Source organism: Alteromonas sp. ABV4_150 (assembly GCF_056311745.1).
This window is the reverse complement of the sequence record NZ_CM149971.1, coordinates 2,602,512-2,625,293: the sequence shown is the minus strand read 5'-3', so window position 1 is coordinate 2,625,293 and position 22,782 is coordinate 2,602,512. Positions and strand designations below refer to the sequence as shown.

21 protein-coding genes are annotated in these 22,782 nt (G+C 42.8%); 14 read left to right on the top strand and 7 right to left on the bottom strand.

Annotated features, from left to right (window positions below; translation table 11 throughout):
• Window positions 1–610: 610 nt before the first annotated feature.
• Both ACYX4M_RS11440 and ACYX4M_RS11435 read right to left on the bottom strand, forming a co-directional pair.
• Window positions 611–1,258: a GNAT family N-acetyltransferase gene (locus ACYX4M_RS11440; RefSeq protein ID WP_476080208.1), complete on the bottom strand. Its 648-nt coding sequence runs from the start codon at window positions 1,256–1,258 to the stop codon at window positions 611–613.
• Between the two features lie 216 nt (window positions 1,259–1,474).
• Entirely contained in the window at window positions 1,475–1,840 is a 366-nt protein-coding gene (locus ACYX4M_RS11435) for a DUF3192 domain-containing protein (protein WP_476080207.1), read from the bottom strand.
• 371 nt (window positions 1,841–2,211) lie between these two features.
• On the opposite strand from ACYX4M_RS11435, the gene ACYX4M_RS11430 reads away from it, so the two are divergent.
• Window positions 2,212–2,523: a hypothetical protein gene (locus ACYX4M_RS11430; protein ID WP_476080206.1), complete on the top strand. Its 312-nt coding sequence runs from the start codon at window positions 2,212–2,214 to the stop codon at window positions 2,521–2,523.
• Window positions 2,524–2,584: 61 nt separating this feature from the next.
• Here the strand turns inward: ACYX4M_RS11430 and syd are convergent, their stop codons facing one another.
• The gene (gene syd, locus ACYX4M_RS11425) at window positions 2,585–3,127 is read right to left on the bottom strand and encodes a SecY-interacting protein (protein WP_476080205.1); all 543 of its coding nucleotides are present in this window, start codon (window positions 3,125–3,127) and stop codon (window positions 2,585–2,587) included.
• A gap of 162 nt (window positions 3,128–3,289) precedes the next feature.
• Here syd and queF point away from each other — a divergent pair, with 162 nt between their 5' ends.
• From queF to ACYX4M_RS11390, 7 genes are all read left to right on the top strand, one after another.
• Window positions 3,290–4,150 (top strand): NADPH-dependent 7-cyano-7-deazaguanine reductase QueF, encoded by an 861-nt coding sequence (gene queF / locus ACYX4M_RS11420; protein WP_476080204.1) that lies wholly within the window; start codon window positions 3,290–3,292, stop codon window positions 4,148–4,150.
• A 74-nt stretch (window positions 4,151–4,224) separates the two neighbouring features.
• The gene (locus ACYX4M_RS11415) at window positions 4,225–5,781 is read left to right on the top strand and encodes a GGDEF domain-containing protein (RefSeq protein ID WP_476080203.1); all 1,557 of its coding nucleotides are present in this window, start codon (window positions 4,225–4,227) and stop codon (window positions 5,779–5,781) included.
• 10 nt (window positions 5,782–5,791) lie between these two features.
• On the top strand, window positions 5,792–7,153 hold the full coding sequence (gene ppnN / locus ACYX4M_RS11410) for a nucleotide 5'-monophosphate nucleosidase PpnN (protein ID WP_476080202.1): 1,362 nt from the start codon (window positions 5,792–5,794) through the stop codon (window positions 7,151–7,153).
• A gap of 197 nt (window positions 7,154–7,350) precedes the next feature.
• The gene (locus ACYX4M_RS11405; protein WP_014948536.1) at window positions 7,351–7,725 is read left to right on the top strand and encodes a DUF3192 domain-containing protein; all 375 of its coding nucleotides are present in this window, start codon (window positions 7,351–7,353) and stop codon (window positions 7,723–7,725) included.
• Window positions 7,726–7,736: 11 nt separating this feature from the next.
• The gene (locus ACYX4M_RS11400) at window positions 7,737–9,347 is read left to right on the top strand and encodes a histidine kinase (RefSeq protein WP_476080201.1); all 1,611 of its coding nucleotides are present in this window, start codon (window positions 7,737–7,739) and stop codon (window positions 9,345–9,347) included.
• Between the two features lie 390 nt (window positions 9,348–9,737).
• Entirely contained in the window at window positions 9,738–10,745 is a 1,008-nt protein-coding gene (locus ACYX4M_RS11395; protein ID WP_012517475.1) for an isocitrate dehydrogenase, read from the top strand.
• A gap of 339 nt (window positions 10,746–11,084) precedes the next feature.
• Window positions 11,085–11,396, top strand: a complete 312-nt coding sequence (locus tag ACYX4M_RS11390; protein WP_476080200.1) for a ComEA family DNA-binding protein — start codon at window positions 11,085–11,087, stop codon at window positions 11,394–11,396.
• A 145-nt stretch (window positions 11,397–11,541) separates the two neighbouring features.
• On the opposite strand, the gene galU is transcribed toward ACYX4M_RS11390, so the two are convergent.
• The 4 genes from galU to wecA all read right to left on the bottom strand — a co-directional run bounded on the left by galU (window position 11,542) and on the right by wecA (window position 15,664).
• Window positions 11,542–12,435 carry a UTP--glucose-1-phosphate uridylyltransferase GalU gene (galU, locus tag ACYX4M_RS11385; protein ID WP_334057336.1) on the bottom strand — a complete coding sequence of 298 codons (894 nt, stop codon included), beginning with the start codon at window positions 12,433–12,435 and terminating at the stop codon, window positions 11,542–11,544.
• A 338-nt stretch (window positions 12,436–12,773) separates the two neighbouring features.
• Window positions 12,774–13,604 (bottom strand): glycosyltransferase family 2 protein, encoded by an 831-nt coding sequence (locus ACYX4M_RS11380; protein WP_476080199.1) that lies wholly within the window; start codon window positions 13,602–13,604, stop codon window positions 12,774–12,776.
• A complete protein-coding gene (locus tag ACYX4M_RS11375) occupies window positions 13,601–14,488 on the bottom strand; it encodes a glycosyltransferase (protein WP_476080198.1) in 888 nt (295 codons plus the stop codon). The genes ACYX4M_RS11380 and ACYX4M_RS11375 overlap by 4 nt, the downstream gene beginning before the upstream one ends.
• 114 nt (window positions 14,489–14,602) lie before the next feature.
• Window positions 14,603–15,664: a UDP-N-acetylglucosamine--undecaprenyl-phosphate N-acetylglucosaminephosphotransferase gene (gene wecA / locus ACYX4M_RS11370; RefSeq protein ID WP_476080197.1), complete on the bottom strand. Its 1,062-nt coding sequence runs from the start codon at window positions 15,662–15,664 to the stop codon at window positions 14,603–14,605.
• Between the two features lie 491 nt (window positions 15,665–16,155).
• Here wecA and ACYX4M_RS11365 point away from each other — a divergent pair, with 491 nt between their 5' ends.
• The 6 genes from ACYX4M_RS11365 to ACYX4M_RS11340 all read left to right on the top strand — a co-directional run bounded on the left by ACYX4M_RS11365 (window position 16,156) and on the right by ACYX4M_RS11340 (window position 22,709).
• Window positions 16,156–16,554, top strand: coding sequence for a hypothetical protein (locus ACYX4M_RS11365; protein WP_476080196.1), 399 nt, complete (start codon window positions 16,156–16,158; stop codon window positions 16,552–16,554).
• A 4-nt stretch (window positions 16,555–16,558) separates the two neighbouring features.
• Complete coding sequence (locus ACYX4M_RS11360; RefSeq protein ID WP_476080195.1) at window positions 16,559–18,388, top strand: polysaccharide biosynthesis/export family protein; 1,830 nt, start codon at window positions 16,559–16,561, stop codon at window positions 18,386–18,388.
• A 2-nt stretch (window positions 18,389–18,390) separates the two neighbouring features.
• Window positions 18,391–19,170, top strand: a complete 780-nt coding sequence (locus ACYX4M_RS11355) for an ABC transporter permease (protein ID WP_476080194.1) — start codon at window positions 18,391–18,393, stop codon at window positions 19,168–19,170.
• Complete coding sequence (locus ACYX4M_RS11350; RefSeq protein ID WP_269918828.1) at window positions 19,167–19,841, top strand: ABC transporter ATP-binding protein; 675 nt, start codon at window positions 19,167–19,169, stop codon at window positions 19,839–19,841. Before ACYX4M_RS11355 ends, ACYX4M_RS11350 begins: the two co-directional genes overlap by 4 nt.
• Before the next feature lie 12 nt (window positions 19,842–19,853).
• On the top strand, window positions 19,854–20,972 hold the full coding sequence (locus tag ACYX4M_RS11345; protein ID WP_476080193.1) for a KpsE/RkpR family capsule polysaccharide export protein: 1,119 nt from the start codon (window positions 19,854–19,856) through the stop codon (window positions 20,970–20,972).
• Between the two features lie 216 nt (window positions 20,973–21,188).
• The gene (locus ACYX4M_RS11340; protein WP_476080192.1) at window positions 21,189–22,709 is read left to right on the top strand and encodes a peptide MFS transporter; all 1,521 of its coding nucleotides are present in this window, start codon (window positions 21,189–21,191) and stop codon (window positions 22,707–22,709) included.
• Window positions 22,710–22,782: the final 73 nt, after the last annotated feature.

Below are 22,782 nucleotides of genomic sequence, written 5' to 3'. Positions count from 1 at the left end.
CTTTGCTATTCCTTTAGCATGTCCTTTTTTCATCCTTGGTTTGCTCGTCCATGCAAACTGTAAATTCCTTAAAGGCCGCCTTGCCCTTGGCTCCATGCCACTAGCTCCCTGCTAGCTTTGTCCTTATCCATGCTACGTCCTGTCTGTGACATTCCTATCACACGCGCCATCCATGAAATCCGTTTGTTCCCATCAATCCTTTGTCACTTCCCTGTTTTGCAATTCCCTACTGCGTCCTTTCCCTTTACTCACAGCCTTGTGAGAATCTCTTCCTTGAGTTGTCCTGATTCATTCCATTAATGAATTTTTGACTCGCTCCGTGACTCGTCGTGTTTCCTTGTGACATGTTCATAGTATCCCTTCCAATTATTACCGCCATATTGAATTACAGAGATTTAAGAAAAGTTTTTGTTCGACTTTTGGCTAACAAGAAAAAAGCCTTAAAAAACAAAGACCATATACTTTAGTATGAATAATTCTTTCAGAATTTAGGTAAGATCACTCACAGCATTTGTAGGAAATGTCGTACAAACGCTGTAGTAAATTTGGCGTAAAGATTCGAATTGTTGTTGGTGATATTCTGACGGACGTATTGAATTGAATAAAAAAATCATTTCTGTCTGAACATTACCTCTCCCTGAACATGGGAAAGGCTTAGTTGTCCAACAACCTGGTAGTTGTCGTCGTTAAAAAACGTTCGATGCTTATCTATGGTCACAAAGACCGAAACGCCCTCGCTTTTGTCATCTTCTTCGACAACACTATCGATGGCACCTAATAATATATGACCAAGGCCGTGATGTTGATAATCAGGATGAACCGCTATAAAACTCAGCATATGAAAGTTATCTGCAGGCACTAGCGCTCTTACTTTCTCTTCTTTTTCCAGCATTTGTTTGGTGCCGAATAAACCTGCGGTTAGCAGCATTCTCAATCGCCAATGCCAGTAACGCCCTGCACCAAATGCCGCATCTGGGGCGGTAAGGCATGCCACCGCAATCAATCTATCTTCGTCAAATAAACCAATCATGGGCTGTTCTGCTACCCAAAATGCGTTAAGTTCCTCGCGAATGGCTGATCGAAGCCGACTTTCATAACCTTCTTTTTCTGACTGAAAGATATCGATAAATAAGGGGTCGTCCACATAAGCATTGTAAAGTATAGATGCAGCAACTTTGAGATCGTCGACTGAAAGGTAAATCGCTTTGACGGTATCTTGCAAGGGGGCTAACGCGTTGTTATGGGCTTCGGTGTTCATAGGGGGGTCCTTGTAAGCAAAGCTGTTTAGTTACTTATACCTAATACGGTAAAATCAGAAAAAGTGGGCAGTAAGGCACTCGCTTTACTTTCACGTTCCCTCTCAAACTGTTGAAACTTTAGCCTACTCGAAAACCCCTTCCATGTTAACTTTTAATTAACATTTAACTGTTAGACAATCTTTACTCGACATACATCCGCCAAATCACACGTTAAATTAGTGCATTAAGCTATATGCGCTATCGCCCCAACCTACTAAGCTGCTATTTCTAAAAACAAGGGGCGTACACTCATCTTTCGTCGTTATACCATCGCCCATTGTTTTTTGCGTGCGGTAATATAGCACGCGATATGTACCGTCTTGCTTTTCAAACAGTTCGTTAAAGTCTGCAACGCCCATTTTTCTCAAAACACTCTCATAACTCGTGCCAGTCTCAAGATTAGCGATATGTTTGCGATTATTAAACTCTCTATCTTCCCAATCAGCGCCATAGTGGCTATCTGACCCGCCCCCTACAGATATGACACAGCCAGAAAGCAAAACAGAAGATGCTAAAGCGACAGAAAGAAGAACCGTTTTCATGTAAATTCCTTAAAATATTGTGTGTTGATTTTTATTTTTTAAATTAAGCGCCTGAATGCCTTACAGCTGCAAACCTCAGAGGTGCAAATGATCTCAATACTTTTAACTATGCAGAGTATTGCGCCTACTATGTGAATCGACACTGAATGCACTGTCTATGTTTCATCCACTTAATGGTGTAAACAAACGTTATTCAAAACTAAGTAAACAAGAATAGTACCAACAGCATATCCTTTTGATTTTTATAAACTTTAATTATCACTCAACTTTTGCACATTTGAAAAATAGTGAAATCAGCAACTTATTAGTGAAATTGACTATGTGAACAAGCTACACTAGCTATATTCGCGATTTAAAAACTCTTTACTCTTATGTCAAATTCGAACTTGCAGCAGCTTCACGTTTTATGTCTTCAAATGTATCAGGAAGGCAAAACACCAACGGTAGGTATTATAAGGTCTAAAGCCCCATTTAAGGTGTCAGTAACAGAAGCTATTGAAGCTATTAAGCGTTTTAATGCACATAAGCCTCAGCTTGACGCCACCGGCAGAGAAGCCCAGTCCGCACAGAGTACTTCATTAAATACGCACCGACCAGAAAGCCTTCAAACCCGTGTGGAAACATTAGAAAAGGAAGTCGCTGAATTAAAACAGGCACTACTTAAAATGATGAATGCTCAGTGAAAACTAATCGTAGCAAAAAAGTAGTGACTGTTTTTATGTAGGCAATGCAAAGGTGCTAGTTTCAAGCACGAGGAGTGAGTTGCTCTAGAAATACGGCTAGCGACGGGGCAAGTATTTTAGCAGGCTCTCTTCCTACCTGTTCTAATGCAACTTCACCGCTTTCATTGACAATCGTTAATATAAAATCATCTTCGTCTGTTAATCCAAAAAACAACGTAGGTGCTTGTTTTAACCTTTGCTTCATTAACAAATGACCGATTAAATTTTGTTGAAGCCTTTCAAAGTCTTCGCTGTTGAACACTTGAAGTAATTCACAGTTACCTTGGGGCGCCATTGCTTTTAAATTGTCACTGTAATAACGAGTGAAAAACTGACAAAAATCTGTATTGAGCTTTAGCGACAGTGCTTCTTCAACATTATCGAAAGAGTGTGAAGGAGATTGCAGCACGGGAGCCCAACTGACGAGCTCGCCGTCACTCGCACTAGTTTTATAGCAAGGCGACCGCCACTCGCTGTCAAATGCGATTTTTAACCCTTCACCCTCAGCTTGTTCGACATAAGATGATACAAATTTATCTAATTGTGCAGGAATTGTTAGAGCCATTTTGACGTTACCCTCGTATTTTTGGGGTACACTATACAACTAAACAGTTAAGTCAACACTGGGGTTGCTAAGGCTGTGCTGCGAGTTAATAACGTACCCTCATGAAATTACGCTGTCGCAGAACGCCGGTTAGTACTTCGAGTAGATAGATGAAAGGTTCTTATGTCGACTGACAATTCGCCTCAAAAAATTATTATCTCCGCACCTGATGACCTGTCGCTGGGCAAACAGGTTGATTATGAATTTGAATACAATCCAAGCTTATTGCAAGGGGTACCTCGCAGTTTAAGCCGAGATACTTTATCCCTGTCGGGTTTTGAATTACCGTTTGACGGGATAGACACTTGGACGGGATATGAACTTTCCTGGCTTAACCAAAAAGGGAAGCCTAATGTGGCAATTTTGGAATGCAATGTTCCTATTACTTCCCCAAATCTCATCGAATCAAAATCGTTCAAGCTATACCTGAACAGCTTCAATCAATCAAAGTTTGCGTCACCAGAAGAGGTTCAAAACGTTCTTCAAGCTGATCTATCTAAATGTGCAGGGGAGCAGGTTCAGGTAAAACTCATTCTTCCTCAACAGTTTACCGCATTGCAGTTTAAGGAATTCGAGGGAATTTTATTGGATAACCTTGATGTGGAAATCGAGCAATACTCTCCTAACACACAATATTTAGCAGTTACCGAGAACAATGTCGGTACCAAAGAGACCTTGGTTTCTCATTTACTTAAATCTAATTGTTTAATCACAAGTCAGCCAGATTGGGCTAGTATTCAGATTAGGTATGAAGGAAAAGCCATTGATCACGAAGGGCTTTTAAAATATTTGATTAGCTTTAGGCAGCACAATGAATTTCATGAGCAATGCGTTGAGCGTATTTACAGCGATATTATGCAGCATTGTAAGCCCGCTAAATTAACAGTTTGTGCCCGTTATACCCGACGTGGGGGGTTAGACATCAACCCTTTCCGTTCGAATTTCGAAACACCTTATGCTAACCATCGTCAGGCGCGTCAGTAATACAGCGATGAAGCACACAATTAAAAGCTAACTAAATCGCGACAATAATTGCGACTTAGAACAAAGACGAGATTATGGAAGCAAAACAACTACAAGCCCTTAAACAAAATAACGCGCTTCTTTGTCAATTTATCGTGAAGCTCTCAGCATTTTATGAAGGCTTTTCCGATAAAATAGATACAGAACTTAAAGTGCTGCGCGGTCACCTTTCAGGCACGCCTAATTTTAGCCTTGCCGCTCTAAGCATTGAGAAGCTCAATAAATCTCTTCAGCATCAAGAAATCACCTTAAGAAAATACAGTGTTGACACCGTTTCAACGCTAGAAGATGCAATGAAACAGCTGCAAAAAATTGTCTTCGAAGACAACGAGTTAAAGGGCCTTACTACACAAGAGTTAATTAAACTAAACCAGCCTGTAGGCGACATTTTCAGTATTTATAAGCTATACGCCAAAGCCATTGCTCTTCACCGCATTGCGCTCAATAAAGAAATGGTGAGGCTTGAGCCATACGAAGCCGTAGAAGCAAAACCGGAACAAGAAGAAAACGCTACAGCCGACTCAGTTAAAGATGAAAACCCTCATTACCGTTCTATTTTAGTTGAGCTTAATCATCTCATCACCTCTTATGCTCAAAAAAAGCCGAGCGATCGAAAGCTTAATGATATTAAGCGACGGCTTGATGAAGGTATGGATAAAGACCAGCTACTTAAAAGTTGCATTGTAATTTTGCGCATGATCGTGCAAGACGCCATGTCAGAGGCAAGCTTGACAGGCAAAGTGATTCAGAGCCTGCACCGCTCATTAGATGAAGTAAGTAACGACGTAAGCAATACGATTCAAGGTAGTCAAGCTCAGTTTAAACAGCGTAAAGCCGGTACAGAGAAAATTAAACGCCATATAAGTCACATTGAGGAAACCGTATCAGACAGTGACTCCTTAGAATCACTGAAAGAGCAGACAAAGCTTCGCGTTGAAAAACTTGTAGAGACCTTAACTGAACAGCAAGACAGCGACGAACAGGGTCAAGAGGCCCTCATGGCACTGCTATCTTCCATGCAATCGCGCATTGATACACTGCAGCAACAAACCAGTGCTTATAAAAAGAAATTGGCTGAGCAGGCTGTGCAAAGCCGAACCGATCCACTCACTCGCTTACCTAACAGGCAGGCTTATAACGAGAAACTGGATAACGCCTTTACTGAATTTAAAGCTAATGGTACTGAACTCGCAGTCGCGGTCGTTGATATTGACCACTTCAAATCAATAAACGATCGATTTGGTCACGCTGCAGGTGACAAAACCCTTCAAGTAGTGAGTAAATTTCTGAAACAAAGCCTTTCTGAAAACGACTTTATTGCTCGGTGGGGAGGAGAAGAGTTCGTTATGTTACTGCCTGGATCGCAGATGGCAATAATTGAAAAAGAGCTAAATGAAATTAAAACTAAGCTTGCTGCTATGCCGTTTAAATTTAAGCAAGAAAAAGTAAAGATCACCGCATCATTTGGTGCCACCAGCTTTAGCAAAGAAGACACCCCTGAAACTGTTTTCGAACGCGCTGATGAATACCTCTATAAAGCGAAGCGAAACGGCCGAAATCTTGTTGTAACTGACTTAAGCACTGACTTATAGGATGTAAATTATGAAGAAAGTGCAGCTTAACCCCGTTGGCTGGATGAGCCAGCTATCGCAAGTGGAAGTCTCTCGTCTACAGGACGCAACGAATAGCGAACTTTTTGCCATGTTTAGAAACTGCAGCCTTGCAGTGTTAAACAGCGGTGTGGACGAGGATAACTTTGAGGCGCTTTTTGCTCCTTATGAGAATTTCGAAATAAAGCTGATTCGCCGTGAGCGAGGCGTAAAGATTGAACTTGTTAATCCGCCGGACGTTGCATTTGTAGACGAAACGCTGGTGCGCGGAGTTCATGAGCATTTATTTGCTGTACTCCGTGATTTGCTTTACATGGGCAACAAGTATGCTTTTCTTCATCAAACCGCACCCGCTGAGGGGAACGAAATCACCGATATGGTGTTCGATATGCTTCGTCACGCTAAAGCGCTCGAAGGTAACGATAGCGTAAATACGATAGTGTGCTGGGGCGGTCACTCAATTAATCAGGTTGAGTATAAGTACACCAAAGAGGTGGGCTACCAGTTAGGCCTGCGCGATATGAATATTTGTACTGGATGTGGACCCGGCGCTATGAAGGGCCCTATGAAAGGGGCGACGATAGGTCATGCCAAGCAACGTCACAAATCAGGGCGCTATATTGGTATTTCTGAACCCAGTATTATTGCCGCCGAGCCGCCTAATGCGATTGTAAACGAACTTATTATCATGCCAGATATCGAAAAGCGTCTAGAAGCATTCGTAAGACTCGGGCACGGTATTATTGTATTTCCAGGCGGCGTAGGTACGGCTGAAGAGCTGCTTTATTTACTTGGCATATTATTGAATGAGCGCAATGCGCAACAACCATTTCCTGTGATATTAACTGGTCCTGCAGGCAGCGAAGAGTATTTTGAAGCCATCGACACCTTTGTAGGAGCCACGTTGGGCGCAGAGGCCCAGTCAAAATATCAAATTATCGTGAATGATCCTGAAGAAGTAGCCCGCACTATGAGCAAACATCTTGAAAAAGTAAGAAAGTTCAGAGGGGCGATGGGTGACGCTTTCAGCTTTAACTGGTCACTTAAAATCGAACAAGACTTCCAACAGCCTTTTATTCCAACACATAAAAGTATGGCTGCCCTACAGCTTCATTTAAATCAAAGCAAAAGTGATCTCGCTGCAAATTTACGAAAAGCATTTTCTGGTATTGTTGCTGGGAACGTAAAAGCCGAAGGGATCGCACAAATTAAAAAACACGGTCAGTTCGAGCTTACCGGCGATAGCAATCTTATGGAAAAAGTCGATACATTATTAGAGTCATTTGTAAAACAGCACAGGATGAAACTACCAGGCAGCGCCTACGAACCGTGTTATGTCGTGAAAAGTGACTAAGCAAGCAAAATTATAAGGAAATGCATTTGCTTACGTTTACTACTTATGTTTACTAAGGATTTTGAGGTACACTTGCCAGGAGTGGTATTAAACGGAAGCATGTTGAGGTCGATCAGCATACCTTTTCAAAGGCTCATGCTTTGAGACGCTAATAACCCTCACTAACATTTGAGTACAGAAAACGAGAAGTAACGGTCATGAATACCAAGGTTATTCGTCTAATTTTAGCTGGCATCGCGTTATACGCGGTGTTTGTTTTTATGGTTATCGCCTTTTACCCAGATAAACCTGAAAATATGGATTGGAAAGACCGTGAAGAATACAACCGGGTTCAAATTACTAAATTAAAACTAGGCAGTACAAGAGAAGAGGTGCTTGCTTTACTAGGCTCGCCTGATATCACAGAAGCTAAACGACAAGGTGCTACAGCGATTCAGGTAATGTTTTTTAGAACCCAGCATGTACGTGCAGACGGATTGACTACACAAGATGAGTGTACGCCTTTACTGTTTGAAAACGATAAGCTCATAGCATGGGGCGAAGGGGCTTACTCCAGCTACCAAAAAAGTTAGAAGGATGGGGAGTGACCGACATCATTTCCATGCTTAAGCGCCTTATCCATATAGGCGAAGCTGATTTATCAGTCGAGCAGCGTATTAACCATTGGTTGAAAAACGCAAAACGGATATTGACGTTAGTTAATGCAAACCCAGCGCTCGCCGCAGCTACGCTTCACCTCGATAACGAGTTACCTAAAGACACGCAACAGCTTTTGCTGTTGGCTCTGTTTGGTAAGCTATGTCGGTTCAATGACCACTATCTGCAGCACGTTCTCGCATCTTTGCTCGCCACCTTTTGGATATCTAACGGTAAAACACCGCGAGATAAAGTTGCTGAAGTTATTCGCTTTTTACGTAAACATAATCTGACTATTTGGCAAGACACGGTAAAGTTACAAAAAGCGTTGCAGACTGAAAAGCACGTTAATTACATATCAGACAGCCGACTGAACTTAGCGCAGAGGCTTTGTCTTCTCTCAGGTGTGTTTGCCACAAGAACAAAAAAGGTGGGTTACCAAATTGTGTTTACCCACATAGCCAATCGTCTACCAGCCCAACACCGACATCATATTGCACCGCTAATCCCCCTATTCCAGGGCTTACTTCCTGGGGCAAAGGTGTATGCCAATGGCGTACCTGGGGCGTTAGTAGATATCCAGCAATATCATGGTTATGTGTTCACGCTCAGCAAGGACAACGAAGATGGCAAATGGCTTCCTTTATCAGCTATTCGCGCTCCGGTGGCGTTATCATTGCCTTTTGAACACTTTGTGGCGCTGTATACAGACACTGCCAATGCCAGAGTGAATCAAGGCGGCACTCCATTTTTGCCTTCAACTTTTGCCATCCAACATCCTCCGAAGGGACTGATTAACATTATCGATGAATTGCAAAAGCAAGATGTAGAGATTGAACAGCTGTGTGAAAAAATTGAAAAAGTCCCCACTTTTAATCACTTTTTGATGCACACAGCGAGTCAAGACAATAGGCTACAACTGCCAGTAAAAAGTATCAAACAGGCAGTATTAACCTACGGTATAGAACGGGTGGGCGACATGCTTATTCAGTTCGCTCTTTTAGAGCGCCTGACGCAAAATCAATTTCCACTTATGGGAATCTGTAAGCAAATAACCTTGCTAGCGTGTTCACTCTCTAGCTACTTCGCCCAAATTGTAGATTCGAAGTTTACACCACAGTCGGCAGCGTTAACGATGACCTTTGTCTGCACGCCGCTATTTACTCTTCCGGGTTTCAAAGTATCTAAATCCTTGCCTGTCGACCTTAGCAAAGCCGTATCTATCAACAATGCATTTAAAGTGAAGTCGGAAACGCCGTGGCTAGCGATAGCCTCCGAGCTTGCTGGGAGTTGGCATCAGAGCTCGACCTGGCGTGCCGTAATACATCAGTGTGGAAAAGCGAGTACCGAGGTTCCAAAATCGATTCAAAAAGAACAGGCGATTTTAGTATTAAGCTTTGCTATCGCGAAAGCCTGTCTATTTCACCAAGGTATCTATTCGTTACTTCATGATATCAATGTAAAAACGCTCTTGAGCATTCTAAATGTGCAACCCAGTGATGTGCACAGTGCACTTGAGTCCAATGGGCAACTACTCTTTTGCCCTCTTTCTCTTTAGTTGCGCATACGAACTTTTAACCGCACTCACACCAATGAAAATACTTTATTAGGGCCCACCCTATTTTGCCCCCCCTTCTAGCAAACCCGTGATAGTTTACCTATGCGACTTATTAACTAATGCCTGTTGCCTGCTTCAACACTATTTAATAGCTGGATCAGCGCGTAATGACAGATTTATCGCCCTATCACCTTAATTAATCTTTACGAATGGCTATAACTTGCGCCGGCTATCGTATAAAATACGGCAACTTTTGCGGTGCTTTATCCTTTTTCCCTACATTTTCAATTATAATAAGTAAGCAAGCAGAACTTGGCACCTCACGCGCCAAACCAAAAATTGAATAAACCTAACGATTTTGATAACAGAATTACCAGAGGATCCCTCCACATGACTCAGCAACGTATTACAGTCATTCGCGGTGACGGCATTGGCCCGGACATTATCGATGCGACCACAAAAATTCTAGATAAGGTTGGCTGTGACTTTGCCTATGACTATGCCGATGCGGGCTTAGTTGCACTGGAAGAACATGGCGAGCTTCTACCTCAAGAAACACTAGACCTTATCGCAAAAAATAAAGTTGCGCTTAAAGGCCCTTTGACTACGCCAGTTGGCGAAGGCTTCACGTCTATTAACGTTAGTCTTCGCAAACAGTTCAAACTGTACGCAAACCTTCGCCCAGTAATGTCTTTTAAAGGCACAAAAGCGCGCTATGAAGATATAGATATTATCACTGTACGTGAAAATACTCAGGGTATGTACTCAGGTCTAGGTCAAGTTGTTTCAGAAGACGGCAACGAAGCTGAAGCTATGAGTAAGATCACCCGTGATGGCGCTGAAAAAATCGTAACTTTTGCCTATGAGTTAGCGCGTCGCGAAGGTCGTAAAAAGGTGACAGCGGTTCATAAAGCGAACATTCTTAAGTCAACGTCAGGTCTATTCCTAAAAGTTGCCCGTGAAGTTGGCGAACGCTATCCTGATATCGAATCTGCTGAGATGATTGTTGATAACTGCTGTATGCAACTTGTAATGAATCCTCATCAGTTTGACGTTATCGTAACAACTAACCTTTTCGGTGACATTCTATCTGACCTATGTGCAGGTCTTGTAGGTGGTCTTGGTATGGCACCTGGTGCAAACATCGGTGAAGATTGTGCAATTTTTGAAGCTGTTCACGGCAGCGCACCGGATATTGCGGGTAAGAATCTTGCCAACCCAACTTCAGTAGTTCTTGCTGCAGCGCAAATGCTTGAATACCTAAACATGGGCGATAAAGCTGAGAAAATCCGCGCAGCATTGAAAGACGTCATTGAATCTGGTGACCGTACCACTCGCGACTTAGGTGGTGAAGCCGGTACAACAGAATTTACCCAAGCGCTTCTTGATCGTCTATAAGCATTTTTTGCTTTAGCAATTTAAGTATTTCAAACGGGCTTTCTAGCCCGTTTTTGTTAGGCATTATTCTCCACTCTACGAATAAAAACTGTACTAAAACTGGACTACCGCTTTTTCAGCCCGCCTTTATCATCTTGTGTGTACACACAGAAGTGCCTTGCGCTTTACTATTAGTTGCTACATCGAATAGGTTCTAACCTTTATGGCCAGGCTAGTTTCGATAGTCTTGAGACTAGAGAAAGTGAGTGCACTCTGGGTACATAATTTTAAACCCATTTAGCTAAAACGTAATACCCGAAAAACGGATAGCGTATTTAGCAACACATACAAGGAAAGATGATGAAAAAGTTAATTTCTGGCTTACTAGTTCTATCAGCGCTAGCTATTCAAGCTCCTATGGTTCAAGCTGAAGTAGAAAGTGGTAAGCATGCACAGAATAAAGCAACAAACCTACAACAACGCATCGACTTAAACTCAGCGACTGTCGAGCAACTAATTTCGCTGCCAGGTGTTGGTCAGTCAAAAGCAAAAGCGATTATTAAGTACCGTGAGGAAGTGGGCCCGTTTCTCGAAGTCGCGCAACTGACCCAAGTAAAGGGCATTGGCGAAAAAATGTTAAGTAAGATAGAAAGTCATGTGCGTGTTAAATAAATAACACAACCTTTGCTTAACGGCTCTAAACGTTTACTTGATGGTTAGCCCAGTAGCATGGAAAGTGAGTGTTTCAAAAACAGAAAATGCGCCGATGGTGGCGCATTTTTTTACCGTTTAAAGTTGTAGCTTACAAAGTACTTCGTTATTTCACTACAGACGCTAAGTACTCTTTAAACTCATCGCCTAAAGAAGGGTGGCGTAAAGCATATTCCACATTAGCCTTCATGTAGCCTAACTTACTTCCGCAATCGTGGCTCTTACCTTTCATGTAGTAAGCATCTACTTGTTCAAGCTTCATAAGTGCATCAATGGCGTCAGTAAGTTGAACTTCGCCACCTGCACCTGGAGGTGTGAACTCTAGCAGGTCCCAAATCTTTTCTGAAAGCACATATCTACCCACCACAGCTAAATCAGAAGGTGCTTCATCTTGCGGTGGTTTTTCTACCATTGCGTGAATCTTAGCAGAGTCACCCGGGGCAATAGCTGCTCCGTCAAGATCAGCAATACCGAACTTAGAAATATCTTCTTCTGGTACTTGCTCAACCATAACTTGACTTACACGGCTAGTATTGAATTTAGCCACCATGTCAGCAAGGTTATCTTTTTTCGGGTTACTCGCTGCATCATCAATGATCACGTCAGGAAGTACTACAGCAAATGGAGCATCGCCAATCAACGGACGTGCACACAAGACAGCGTGACCTAGTCCGTTAGCAACGCCTTGACGAATGTGCATGATGGTTACGTCTTTCGGACAAATTGACTGTACTTCTTCTAAAAGTTGGCGTTTTACACGCTTTTCAAGGGTTGCTTCTAGCTCAAATGAGGTGTCAAAGTGGTTCTCAATGCTGTTCTTACTAGCGTGAGTAACTAGAATAATTTCCTTTACACCAGCCGCAACGCATTCACTAACAACGTATTGAATGAGTGGCTTATCAACCACAGGTAACATCTCTTTAGGGATGGCTTTCGTTGCCGGAAGCATTCTTGTCCCAAGACCTGCTACAGGAATTACCGCTTTTTTAACCTGACTCATAAGTTAATATCCTTTTTTAAAATCCTAGTTACTAGCTCAAGTCGGCGCCTTGCCGTCTGTTATCTCTTAAGCTTATCTATATTCACTATTATACAAAAGAGTAATGCAATCGATGTTCCAATTACCCTTTTAGAGCATTTATGTGTTGAAATTGGGCAATAGGGCTATCCTTCACGCATTAATGCACCAAATTTGGGATAAATGATATCTAATGCACTATTTTAGTGAAAGTAAACTAAGCATATTTTTCGCTTTGCACACATACCGTTTAGCTAATTGTAGCTAATCAACGACGCTATCCAGGCCTTTTATTCACTTGAATAGGACCACTGCGATGTTTAAGTCCATCTTTTAGACCACGCCGCATGTACTGCCCTCTTGCTTTCCCCTGCCCAAAACAAAATCGATTGACAATATACCTTACGGGTATTGCACAAACATGACGAAGCTTTCCAATAAAGCGGAACGTAGCTACGTCGCGCAAGAATAAGCACATTGCGAAACTGATAGTAGAGTCTAATGGGAGCGCCTTGTTTGAACATAACGCCACACACTTTCACTCTATCGTCGCCTTGCCGATGAGGCATACAAGCACTTAACGACTGATAAATAGCCATCCCTTTTGCTCGGGCTCGCCAGCACCACTCATGGTCAACACCATCAATGAACAGTGCCTCTTCTTTTCCGCCCACTCTATCGAAAGCGCGACGAGAGATAAGCATGCCCGAGGCAATAATTTGTTTCACTTCTTTCAAGCTATCGCAGATTTTTTTACCTCTTTGAAACACACCCTGATCAACACAATCAGAAAATTGACAGTAAATAGAGGGCCCTATAGCGGCGATGGGGGTTTCTTTTTCCAAAGTAGCAAACTGGCGCAGTAATTCCGTAGCAATGCTAGGCGTAAACTGACTATCCTGATCGAGCAGGAAAGCATACTCAACGCCTTTATCAAAGAGTTTTGTTAAGCCTATATTTTGAGCTTTCGCAATACCCACATTAGTTTTACAGTGGATGTAGGTGCAGCTAGATATAATCAAACGCTCATCAGCGTTAGCAGAATTATCAACTAATACTAAATCCCATTCAGGCGCCGAAAAAGCACTAATCACGTTCGCAAGGTGCCCAAAATCGGGGTTATAAAGTATTACTACAATCCCTGTTTTCAATGCTTGCCAAACCTCTCTAATAAATGCCTGTCGAGTTTGTATGCTAGTTTAACCACTTTCCCTGGCATTAAGCGCAACGACAAGACACCGCAAGCATAAAAAAAGTTATAGGGTGAAAACTGTTTTAATTTGGTGATCGCAAAGATGCGCGCTTTAAATTCATTGAGAGATTTGCTTAACCCGCGACGCTTATAGAAGTTATTCACTCTTCTAAACTTCAATAATCGGTCCTTCAGGTTTCTAAAGATGTAACCTTGTGAGGCTAGCGAAATCCAGAAAAAATAATCTTGCGTGTTGAGCAAGTCGCCATTGTACCTGTGTCCATCATGAAACACGCTATACCGAATCACCACTGTAGGATGATTAAGTGAGCAACGCCTAGGTAGTATTCGGGTTATTTGTTTGTGCGAAGCAGGCATTACCCGCGCTCCGACTTTTTTCCCGCTTTCGTTAATTTCAGTAAGCGCAGAACCGAGCACGGAAATATTGCTATGCCTATTTAGGTAAGTAATTTGACGTAACAAGCGATGCGCTTCGGAAATATCGTCTGCATCCATTCTCACAAAATAAGAGGGAGTAAACTGCAAACCATAATCGATAGCAGAATTCATGCAGCTTGCAAGACCAATATTATGGCTATTTTGCGCTAGAACGATTCTATCGTCGTTCTCGGCTGCGCTTTGCAGGACTTGAGTTATTGGCTTAGGCACCGGCCCATCAATAACAATGATGAAAAGAAAATCCGAATAGGTTTGCTCTGTTATGCTTTTAATCGATTCTTGAAGCCATCTCGCATTGTCCGCCTGGTAAACGGCCATGGCGACAATCGATTCAACATGCTTTTTTTTATTTTCATTGTGAATGACAGAGAATTGATTTATCAAGAATTTTTTACCAGCAATAAATAGTAACAAAGAAAATAAAAGCGCTGTTATGCGCTTCGTTTTTGAAGATATGTTACAGAGATTTCTCTAAACCCGCTACGGGTTTTACTTAATCTACGACCTAAACCGCTTAACAAAGCGAAGTACGCTCCAAATATGCTGGATCACAAGACTATAAATAATTAGGAGTACCATGAAGCCATAAAACATAACCGATTCCGGCACGCGATAAACTTCACCTAGGATACCGATTAGACAATAGCACGCCCCAAGCGCCAATATAGCCACCAACGACTGTCTACTACTTAACCCTGCACGCATAAAAATATTGTGTAGATGCTGCCTGTCTGGTTTCAACATTGACTGGCCCTTGCGCGCGCGGCGATACATGATTGCAGCCATATCCATTAAAGGAAGTCCAACAAGCCACACCGCAGTTATAGGCCTAAACGCCGCCGTGTCACCTTGGGTGTGATCAACAAGCAGCCATACAATGGTGAGACCGACAAACATACTGCCTGCATCACCCATAAATATCTTGTTTCCCTTAAACCCTTTCCAACTAAGATTAAACGCCAAGAAAGGAACGATAGCGGCAACGATTATAAGAGGCTCCATGATGGAGGCGCCATTACCTGTAAAAATCAAAAAACCAGCAACGGTGAGCAATATAACCAAGCTCATACCACCTGCAAGACCATCGATGCCATCTATCATGTTAAATGCATTGATGACCCCTACAACACAAACGATGGTAAAGAAGTACCCGCCGAGGTCGAACATTACCTCTCCGGTTCCGAAAATATTTCCTAGCGAAGTGATATAATTTTGCGCGCTCCATGCCATGATAGCGGCCACACCAAACTGACACATAAGGCGACCTTTCGCGCTTAAATCAAAGCGATCATCTAGCATACCGAGCAATACCACGAAAGCAGATGCAGTAAAGAAAAGTGGATTGTTCTTCATCCATACATCGGTTGCAACGCTCGCAACTAGCACCGCCATAAATATAGCGACGCCCCCTGTTAAAGGGACGATTCCGGCATGACGTTTACGTGCCGTAGGTTGGTCAACTAAGCCAAACTGATGCGCTAAAGGCGTCATCACCACTAAAAGGATTAGGGCTACGAAAAATGCAGTAAAAAGCGGGACGAACTGCAAGTACGCTAGCATAAAACACACAACCTCTCGTCACCGGTTACCAAAACACTAGTGTTTACCAGCCTAACCAATGCACTTGTAAATTTGTTTAAAAAGCTCAATATCGATTCCATCTATGTACAACTTCCATTTCTTCCAGCGCGGTGAGGGATTATTGTTATAACTATGCAGGTCGAAAACTGCCATATGATATAAAACATTTGTTTAAGTAACCACCCAAATCGCAAAAATTATCGTTTCAAAACGTTTCATAACAAATGCGATTCCCCCTATATACGTGGAAATTTTCCTCTAACACTTCGAATGCTCACTGAGGCATAAAATAAACGGGCAAAAAACACGTTTATTCCACCCAATGTTTAAATTCATAGCACCTATGAACTTTCTAACGCCAATACAGTCTTTATGGCATCTGAAACCAAGGTGCAGGTTGGATAGCAAACATGCTTTTTTTTAAACTTGTGTTATCCTAGCGCGAAATTGCTATATGGATATGAAAGCTAATGTTCAAACAATTCCAACGTTTAATCTTGCCGTTCGCACTTATTGTGAGCGCAGCCGGGTGCACTAACTCACCTACAGTTACCGAAGCTGACATACCCTTGGTGCACTCTTCCCTTGCATATTCTCTTGCGCCAGATAAAGAGCTTGCAATAAATATTCCAAAAGCCAATGTTTATTTTGATAAAAAAGAATCTTTTTCAATACGCATCAACGGCAATGATTATGAAGCCACCAAGCACTACACTTCAGCCAGCGGCAATAAGTGTATACGCTTTTCTTTACAAGACAGTGACTCTGTTCAGACGGGCGCGCAGCGCAAAGTAACCACTTGCCAGCGGGATGGGCGATGGAAAGTCGTGTCTCCTCTCGTAGTTTCGGCAACCGCGCAAGGTGAATAAGTTAATGAAGTTTATGGATATAAAAAACACAATCAAAACACTTTCAATAACAGCGTGTTCAGCAGTAATTGGCTGTCTTCTTTTACAGCCGGTTTTCGCACAAAGTGTCGAACAACTACAGCAGCTAAGAGAAAGAGCTCAACAGTCGCAAAGCTCAGGGGCTACACAGTCAGTCTCTCCTCTAAGTATCTCAACACAACGAACGTTACCTGGCGCAACGGGCTCAGCAAGTTCTATGGGGCAATTTTCCACTCAGCCGCGAAATGGTGTTAACTTACCAGGAGAGCCCACTATTGATACAGTGTTCCCTGCCCAAGCTCCTATGGAAAATCCGCCATTTGCTGCGAACCTATTTATTGGTGGCTTTGAATCTGAGCGCAGTTCAGGCTTGAACGATAATTACCTGGTTGCGCCTGGCGACAAGATAAATATTTGGCTATGGGGTGCGGTTAATTTTTCTAGCGTTGTTACTGTAGACAACCAAGGCAACATTTTTATTCCTAACATCGGCCCTATCCGCGTTGCAAATACACCGGCAGGTAGTGTAAACCAGACAGTTACTGCAAAAATTAGGCAAGTCTACACAAACGATGTGAATGTCTACGTTAACCTTCTGACATCGACACCTGTGTCTATATTTGTATCAGGTCCAGTATTGCGCCCTGGTCAGTATGCCGGCCTTGCTTCAGATAGTGTGCTCTATTATTTAAAACGTGCAGGCGGCATCGACTTCCAACGTGGCAGTTTTAGGCAAATCGACGTTGTTCGCAATGGCAAGGTCGTCGCAACAGCAGATTTGTATGCCTTTTTCAGAAGTGGAAAGCTTCCAGAAGTATCTTTCAAAGACGGCGACACTATTTTGGTGCATCCAATCGGCAACACAATCGTGGTTGAAACCGGAGCTCGCAATAGCTTTACCTTTGAATTTTTAAATGAAGAGCTTAACGGTGGCGTGGTTAATTACTTTGCACGACCTGGTGAATTCGCTTCTCATGCCTCAGTATCAGGTGTTCGCAATAATAAACAGTTCGCACGCTACCTAGATTTAAAAGAGTTCGCTTCTTTAGAGCTAAGCGCAGGCGACACGGTAGAATACATTGCGGATCACGAGCCGCAAATATATCGAATCAATGTTGCTGGCGCCTTCGCAGGCGCATCACAAATCATGGTTGATAAAGGCGCACGCTTACTTGACGTCTTAGACCATATTGAAGCTGATACCACGCTCTCTGACACGCAAAATATTTACCTACTTAGAGAAAGTGTTGCCGTTAAGCAAAAGGAAATCATTGAAGAAGGTCTACAGCGTCTTGAGAGAAGCATGTATACCGCTCCGATAAGCTCGACGGGTGAAGGTGCTATACGCGCTCAAGAAGCACAGCTTGTCGCAGACTTTATAGCTCGCGCAAGGCGAGTGGAACCCCAAGGCCGTGTTGTTGTATCTGAAAACGGCGACATAGCTAATATTTTACTTGAACCTAATGACACCATCGTCATTCCTGAAGTGACTGACTTGATACATGTAGGCGGTGAAGTACTACTGCCGCAATCTGTAGTATTTAACCCAGATGCAACTACTGAAGATTACGTAGCTTGGGCTGGTGGCTTTACTGAACGCGCTGAAGACGAGCGTATACTTATTGTTCGCAAAAACGGTAACGTTACCTTTTCTAGCGTGAACGATTCATTCCTTTCAAGCGACAAAAGCAAGCTTGAGCCAGGGGATCAGATTATCGTTCTGCCTGCCATTGATACCAAAGTACTGCAAGCGGTTAAAGATATCACCCAAATCGTTTATCAAATTGCTATTGCAGCTAACGTTGCTACTAACTAAGCATGGTAACGTTTAAAGATCAGCTCTATGCATGGAGAGGCGTAATTTTTGCGCTTTTCCTGCGTGAGCTTCAAAGTAAATTTAATGATAAGTTTGGCTTGGGTTGGGCATTCCTAGAACCTTTTATTTTCATATTTGCTCTTTCATTTTTCCGAAGCCTACTACACGATGGAGACGTTCACTCAATCCCACTCTTTATATTTATGATGATTGGATTGATGGGGCTTCAAACGTTCACTTCCTGCATGAATAGTGTTTCTACTTCAATACGAAGGAATAAACCGCTCTACGCGTTTAGACAAGTTCAGCCGTTTGCTGCAATTTTAACTGCTGGGTTTCTAGAGTTAATAATAAAAACTACCGTGGTTTTTCTTCTGTATATTGCTCTGTACCTTCTAGATGAAACATTTGTACTAAATGATCCTTTGCTTCTCATATTTCTCTTCACGTTATTGTGGGTTTTCGGTGTCGCGGTCGGTATAGTATTCGCTATCACTAGCGCATTTGTTCCCGAAGTAGACAAAATTAAGTCTATGCTATCTAGGCCTCTACTATTCATCTCTTGTGTATTTTTCAGCTTACAGGACGTACCTGAAGAAGTTTGGCCATACCTAACTTGGAACCCTTTGGTTCACTTTAACGAGTTAGCCAGGTTCGCATGCTTCGAGTCATACGGGAAACACGGCGTTGAGTTAGGCTATATTTTAGAAGTAACAACGATTGCCCTATTTCTAAGCCTTTCGATGTACCACATCACGTGGAAGAAGGTGTTGTCACGATGATAAGAATTGAGAATTTAACAAAGAGCTATCCCAGTAAAATGGGCCCTCAGTATATATTTAAAAACTTAAATTTTGATTTTCCAACCGAGAATAACGTCGCAATTTTAGGTAAAAATGGTGCGGGTAAGTCAACCCTTTTCCGCATGCTAGCGAAAAGTGAATACCCCGACAAAGGCCGCGTTTTAACAAACAAATCTATGTCGTGGCCGGTGGCTCTGCAAACGGGTGTGCACCCGCAAATGACCGGGCGTGAAAACACGCGTTTTGTGGGAAGAATCAACAACGTTAAATCCCTCCCTGAATACGAAGAAAAGGTGCAACAGTTCGCTGAGTTGGGCAAACGCTTTGATTTACCGGTCAAAACTTACTCCTCGGGCATGCGCGCTAAGTTAGTGTTTGCATGCTGTATGAATATAAATTTCGATATTTACCTTATCGATGAAGCAACATCTGTTGGCGATCCGCTTTTCAGAAAAAAAGCGCGTTTATCACTTAAGGAAAAAAGCGAGCAGGCGGGCGTTATCATGGTGAGCCATGAACTTGACCAAATCCGCGAGTTCTGCACCTCTGCCGTCATCATTGATGATGGTAAACTCACTTATTATCACGATCTTGAAGAAGGCATCGACGTTTATACGCAGGATGCAGACAATAAGAAATCACTTAAATAGGTTCGAATCACAGTGGAAAAATCTCTTACACAGCTCAATGCCCTTCTAAGCAAACATAAAATGCTATTACTTGTGCTTCCATGGTTACTTTACGCGGCCTATCTTGTTCTATGGGCGGCGCCACAATACGAAAGTAAAAGTCAGCTTATCGTTAAATCAAGCGAAGGCGGCAGCAGCTTTGACCCATCTTCGCTACTAATGGCAGCCGGTGTATCTGGCGGGTCTGGAGGCACAGAAAGCCAGTTAGTGGAAGCTTATATTCAATCTGCCGATATGATTAAGTATCTGGATGACACTATTGGTCTTCGAGACCATTATATGTCAGACAAAGCTGATATGTTCAGCGGTCTGTCGTCTTCTCATAAGCAAGAAGATTTTTATCAATTTTACTTGGATCATATTGAGGTAAGCGTTGATTCAGCGTCTTCCGTAATTAGCCTGCGTACCCGTGCTTTTGACGCAGAATATGCCCAAATAATCAACAAAGCCATTGTTGATAAGGCAGAAGAGTTTATTAACAATATCAATAACAACTTGGCGAAATCAAAACTCACTTTTGCCAAAGGCGAGCATGAGATTGTTGAACAAAAACTTCAACAAGCAAAGACTGAAATTTTGGCCTTTCAGTCTGAATACAATGTGCTCGACCCTACTGCTGAAGGTGCTGCTTTTCAACAAATAGCATTTTCGCTCCAAGCAACCCTTGCCCAGAAAAAGGCTGAGCTAAGTACCATGTCGACCATGATGTCTAACGTTGCACCTGAAGTCATCAATATTAAGCGTGAAATAGCGGCATTACAAAATGAAGTAGAAAAGCAGAAAGAGCGAATCAGTACTGCTGAAGGGAAAAGCGAGGCCCTGTCAGTGAGTGAGCTTATGGCGCAATACAGTAACCTTCAAGTACAACTTCAATTGGCTATTCAAGCGTACTCTTCATCGTTGATTACGCTTGAAAACGCTCGCGTAGAGGCATACCAAAAACTTCAACATTTGGTGACCGTAGAATCGCCTACTCTTCCAGATGATAACGCTTATCCAACCGTTATTTACAACCTCGTTCTTTTCGGTGTGTCCTTGCTGCTTATTTACGGCATAGTAAGAATTGTAGTGGCTACCATCCGCGAACTTTAGTGCATTTCAATTCACATAAGCCTTGTTATCAATCGGCTAAGTCGCTTAAGGCTTAGCCGATTGACACTGCTTTAATGAAGTTTGTCGCCCAAATCTTGTGTCTTTAAGCAAGCTCTAGTATAAGAAGCTATCCGCCTTACGGACTACTATCAAAGAGCCTATCCTATAAGTGCTCTACAATAACAACCATAAGCAATATGGAATTAAAATATAATTATGAAATCATCTAACGATACTAGCTTTTTCGGCCATCCAGGGGGCCTAAGAACGCTATTCTTTACAGAAATGTGGGAGCGCATGAGTTATTACGGAATGCGCGCGCTACTTGTTCTTTTCATGACAGCAAGCTTACAAACCCAAGGGTTGGGCTTTACCGTTGCAACGGCTGGCGCTATCTACGGCCTATACACTGGCGCGGTATACTTTTTAGGGTTGCCAGGTGGTTGGCTAGCTGACCGCTTGATCGGTGGTAAAAGCGCTGTATGGTACGGCGGCATTATCATTTTCGCCGGTCACGTAGTGCTTGCGATAGACTTACAAAATTTATTTTTCGTAGGCCTAATTCTTGTCGCTTCAGGTACCGGCTTACTTAAACCCAATATTTCAGCCATGGTTGGTCAGCAATATGGTGAGGATGATGGCCGTCGTGACAGTGGCTATGCGCTGTATTACATGGGTATTAACATTGGCTCTCTTATCGCCTACCTAGTGACTGGTTATTTACAGGAAAACTGGGGCTGGCACTACGCATTTGGTGCAGCTGCCATTGGCATGGCAATCGGCCTAATTCAATATTACTTTAGCAACCGTTCGTTATCGTCAGACTCTGTTGCTCCTGCAAACCCATATCAAGGTGCCGCTAAACAGCGCGCTTGGATGGGCGTTTGGGCTGTGGTTGCCCTTGCTGTTGTGGTTATTGTGCTTGCGCACATGGGCATCATTGTTATTGAGCCAGTTGCCCTTGCTCAACAAGTTGCCGTTGCCTTTACTGTTATCTTCTTCCTTTACTTCGGCTTTATTTATTTTAAAGGCCAACTAAGCGACAACGAGAAGAAGCGCATGTGGGCGCTGTTCTTAGTGTGTGTTGCGTCAGCCTGTTTCTGGTCTGGTTTTGAGCAAGCAGGTTCTTCACTCAATTTATTCGCTCAGAACTACACTGACCGCGTACTTGAAAGCGGCTCGCTACTTACATCTTGGTTTGGGATGGACGCTATTCCAACAGTATGGTTCCAGCTTTCAAACTCGCTATTTATTATAATTTTGTCGCCTTTCTTCGCCGCCCTTTGGATTAACCTTGCTAAGCGAATGATAGACCCGTCGTACACCATTAAGTGTGCTATTGGTATCGTTATTATGGCATCGGGCTTCTTGGTAATGTTTATGGCCTCACAATACGCCGCTCAAGGCCTTAAAGTTGCGCCTATGTGGCTGGTTACTACTTATTTCTTGCATACAGTTGGTGAGCTTTGCCTAAGCCCAGTTGCACTAAGCGCCGTCAGTAAGCTTTCGCCTAAGCGCTTTGCAGGGCAAATGATGGGGGTCTTCGTACTTACCTATTCTATCGGTAACATCATTGCTGGCCTGCTTTCTGGTAACTTTGATCCAGAGAAGGTTGAGCAAATGCCTGACTTGTATCTTCAGATTGCCCTATTCAGCATAGCTATTGCTATCGTGATTGGTTTAATGAGCTTTAAGTCTCGTTTCTGGGAAAAAGCTGGTATTGAAGAAAAAGCGTAATTTATAGTTAGCATGTTTTAAGTGCTGACCAATTACCCTACAATAACCGCCGCGACGTAACGTTCCGGCGGTT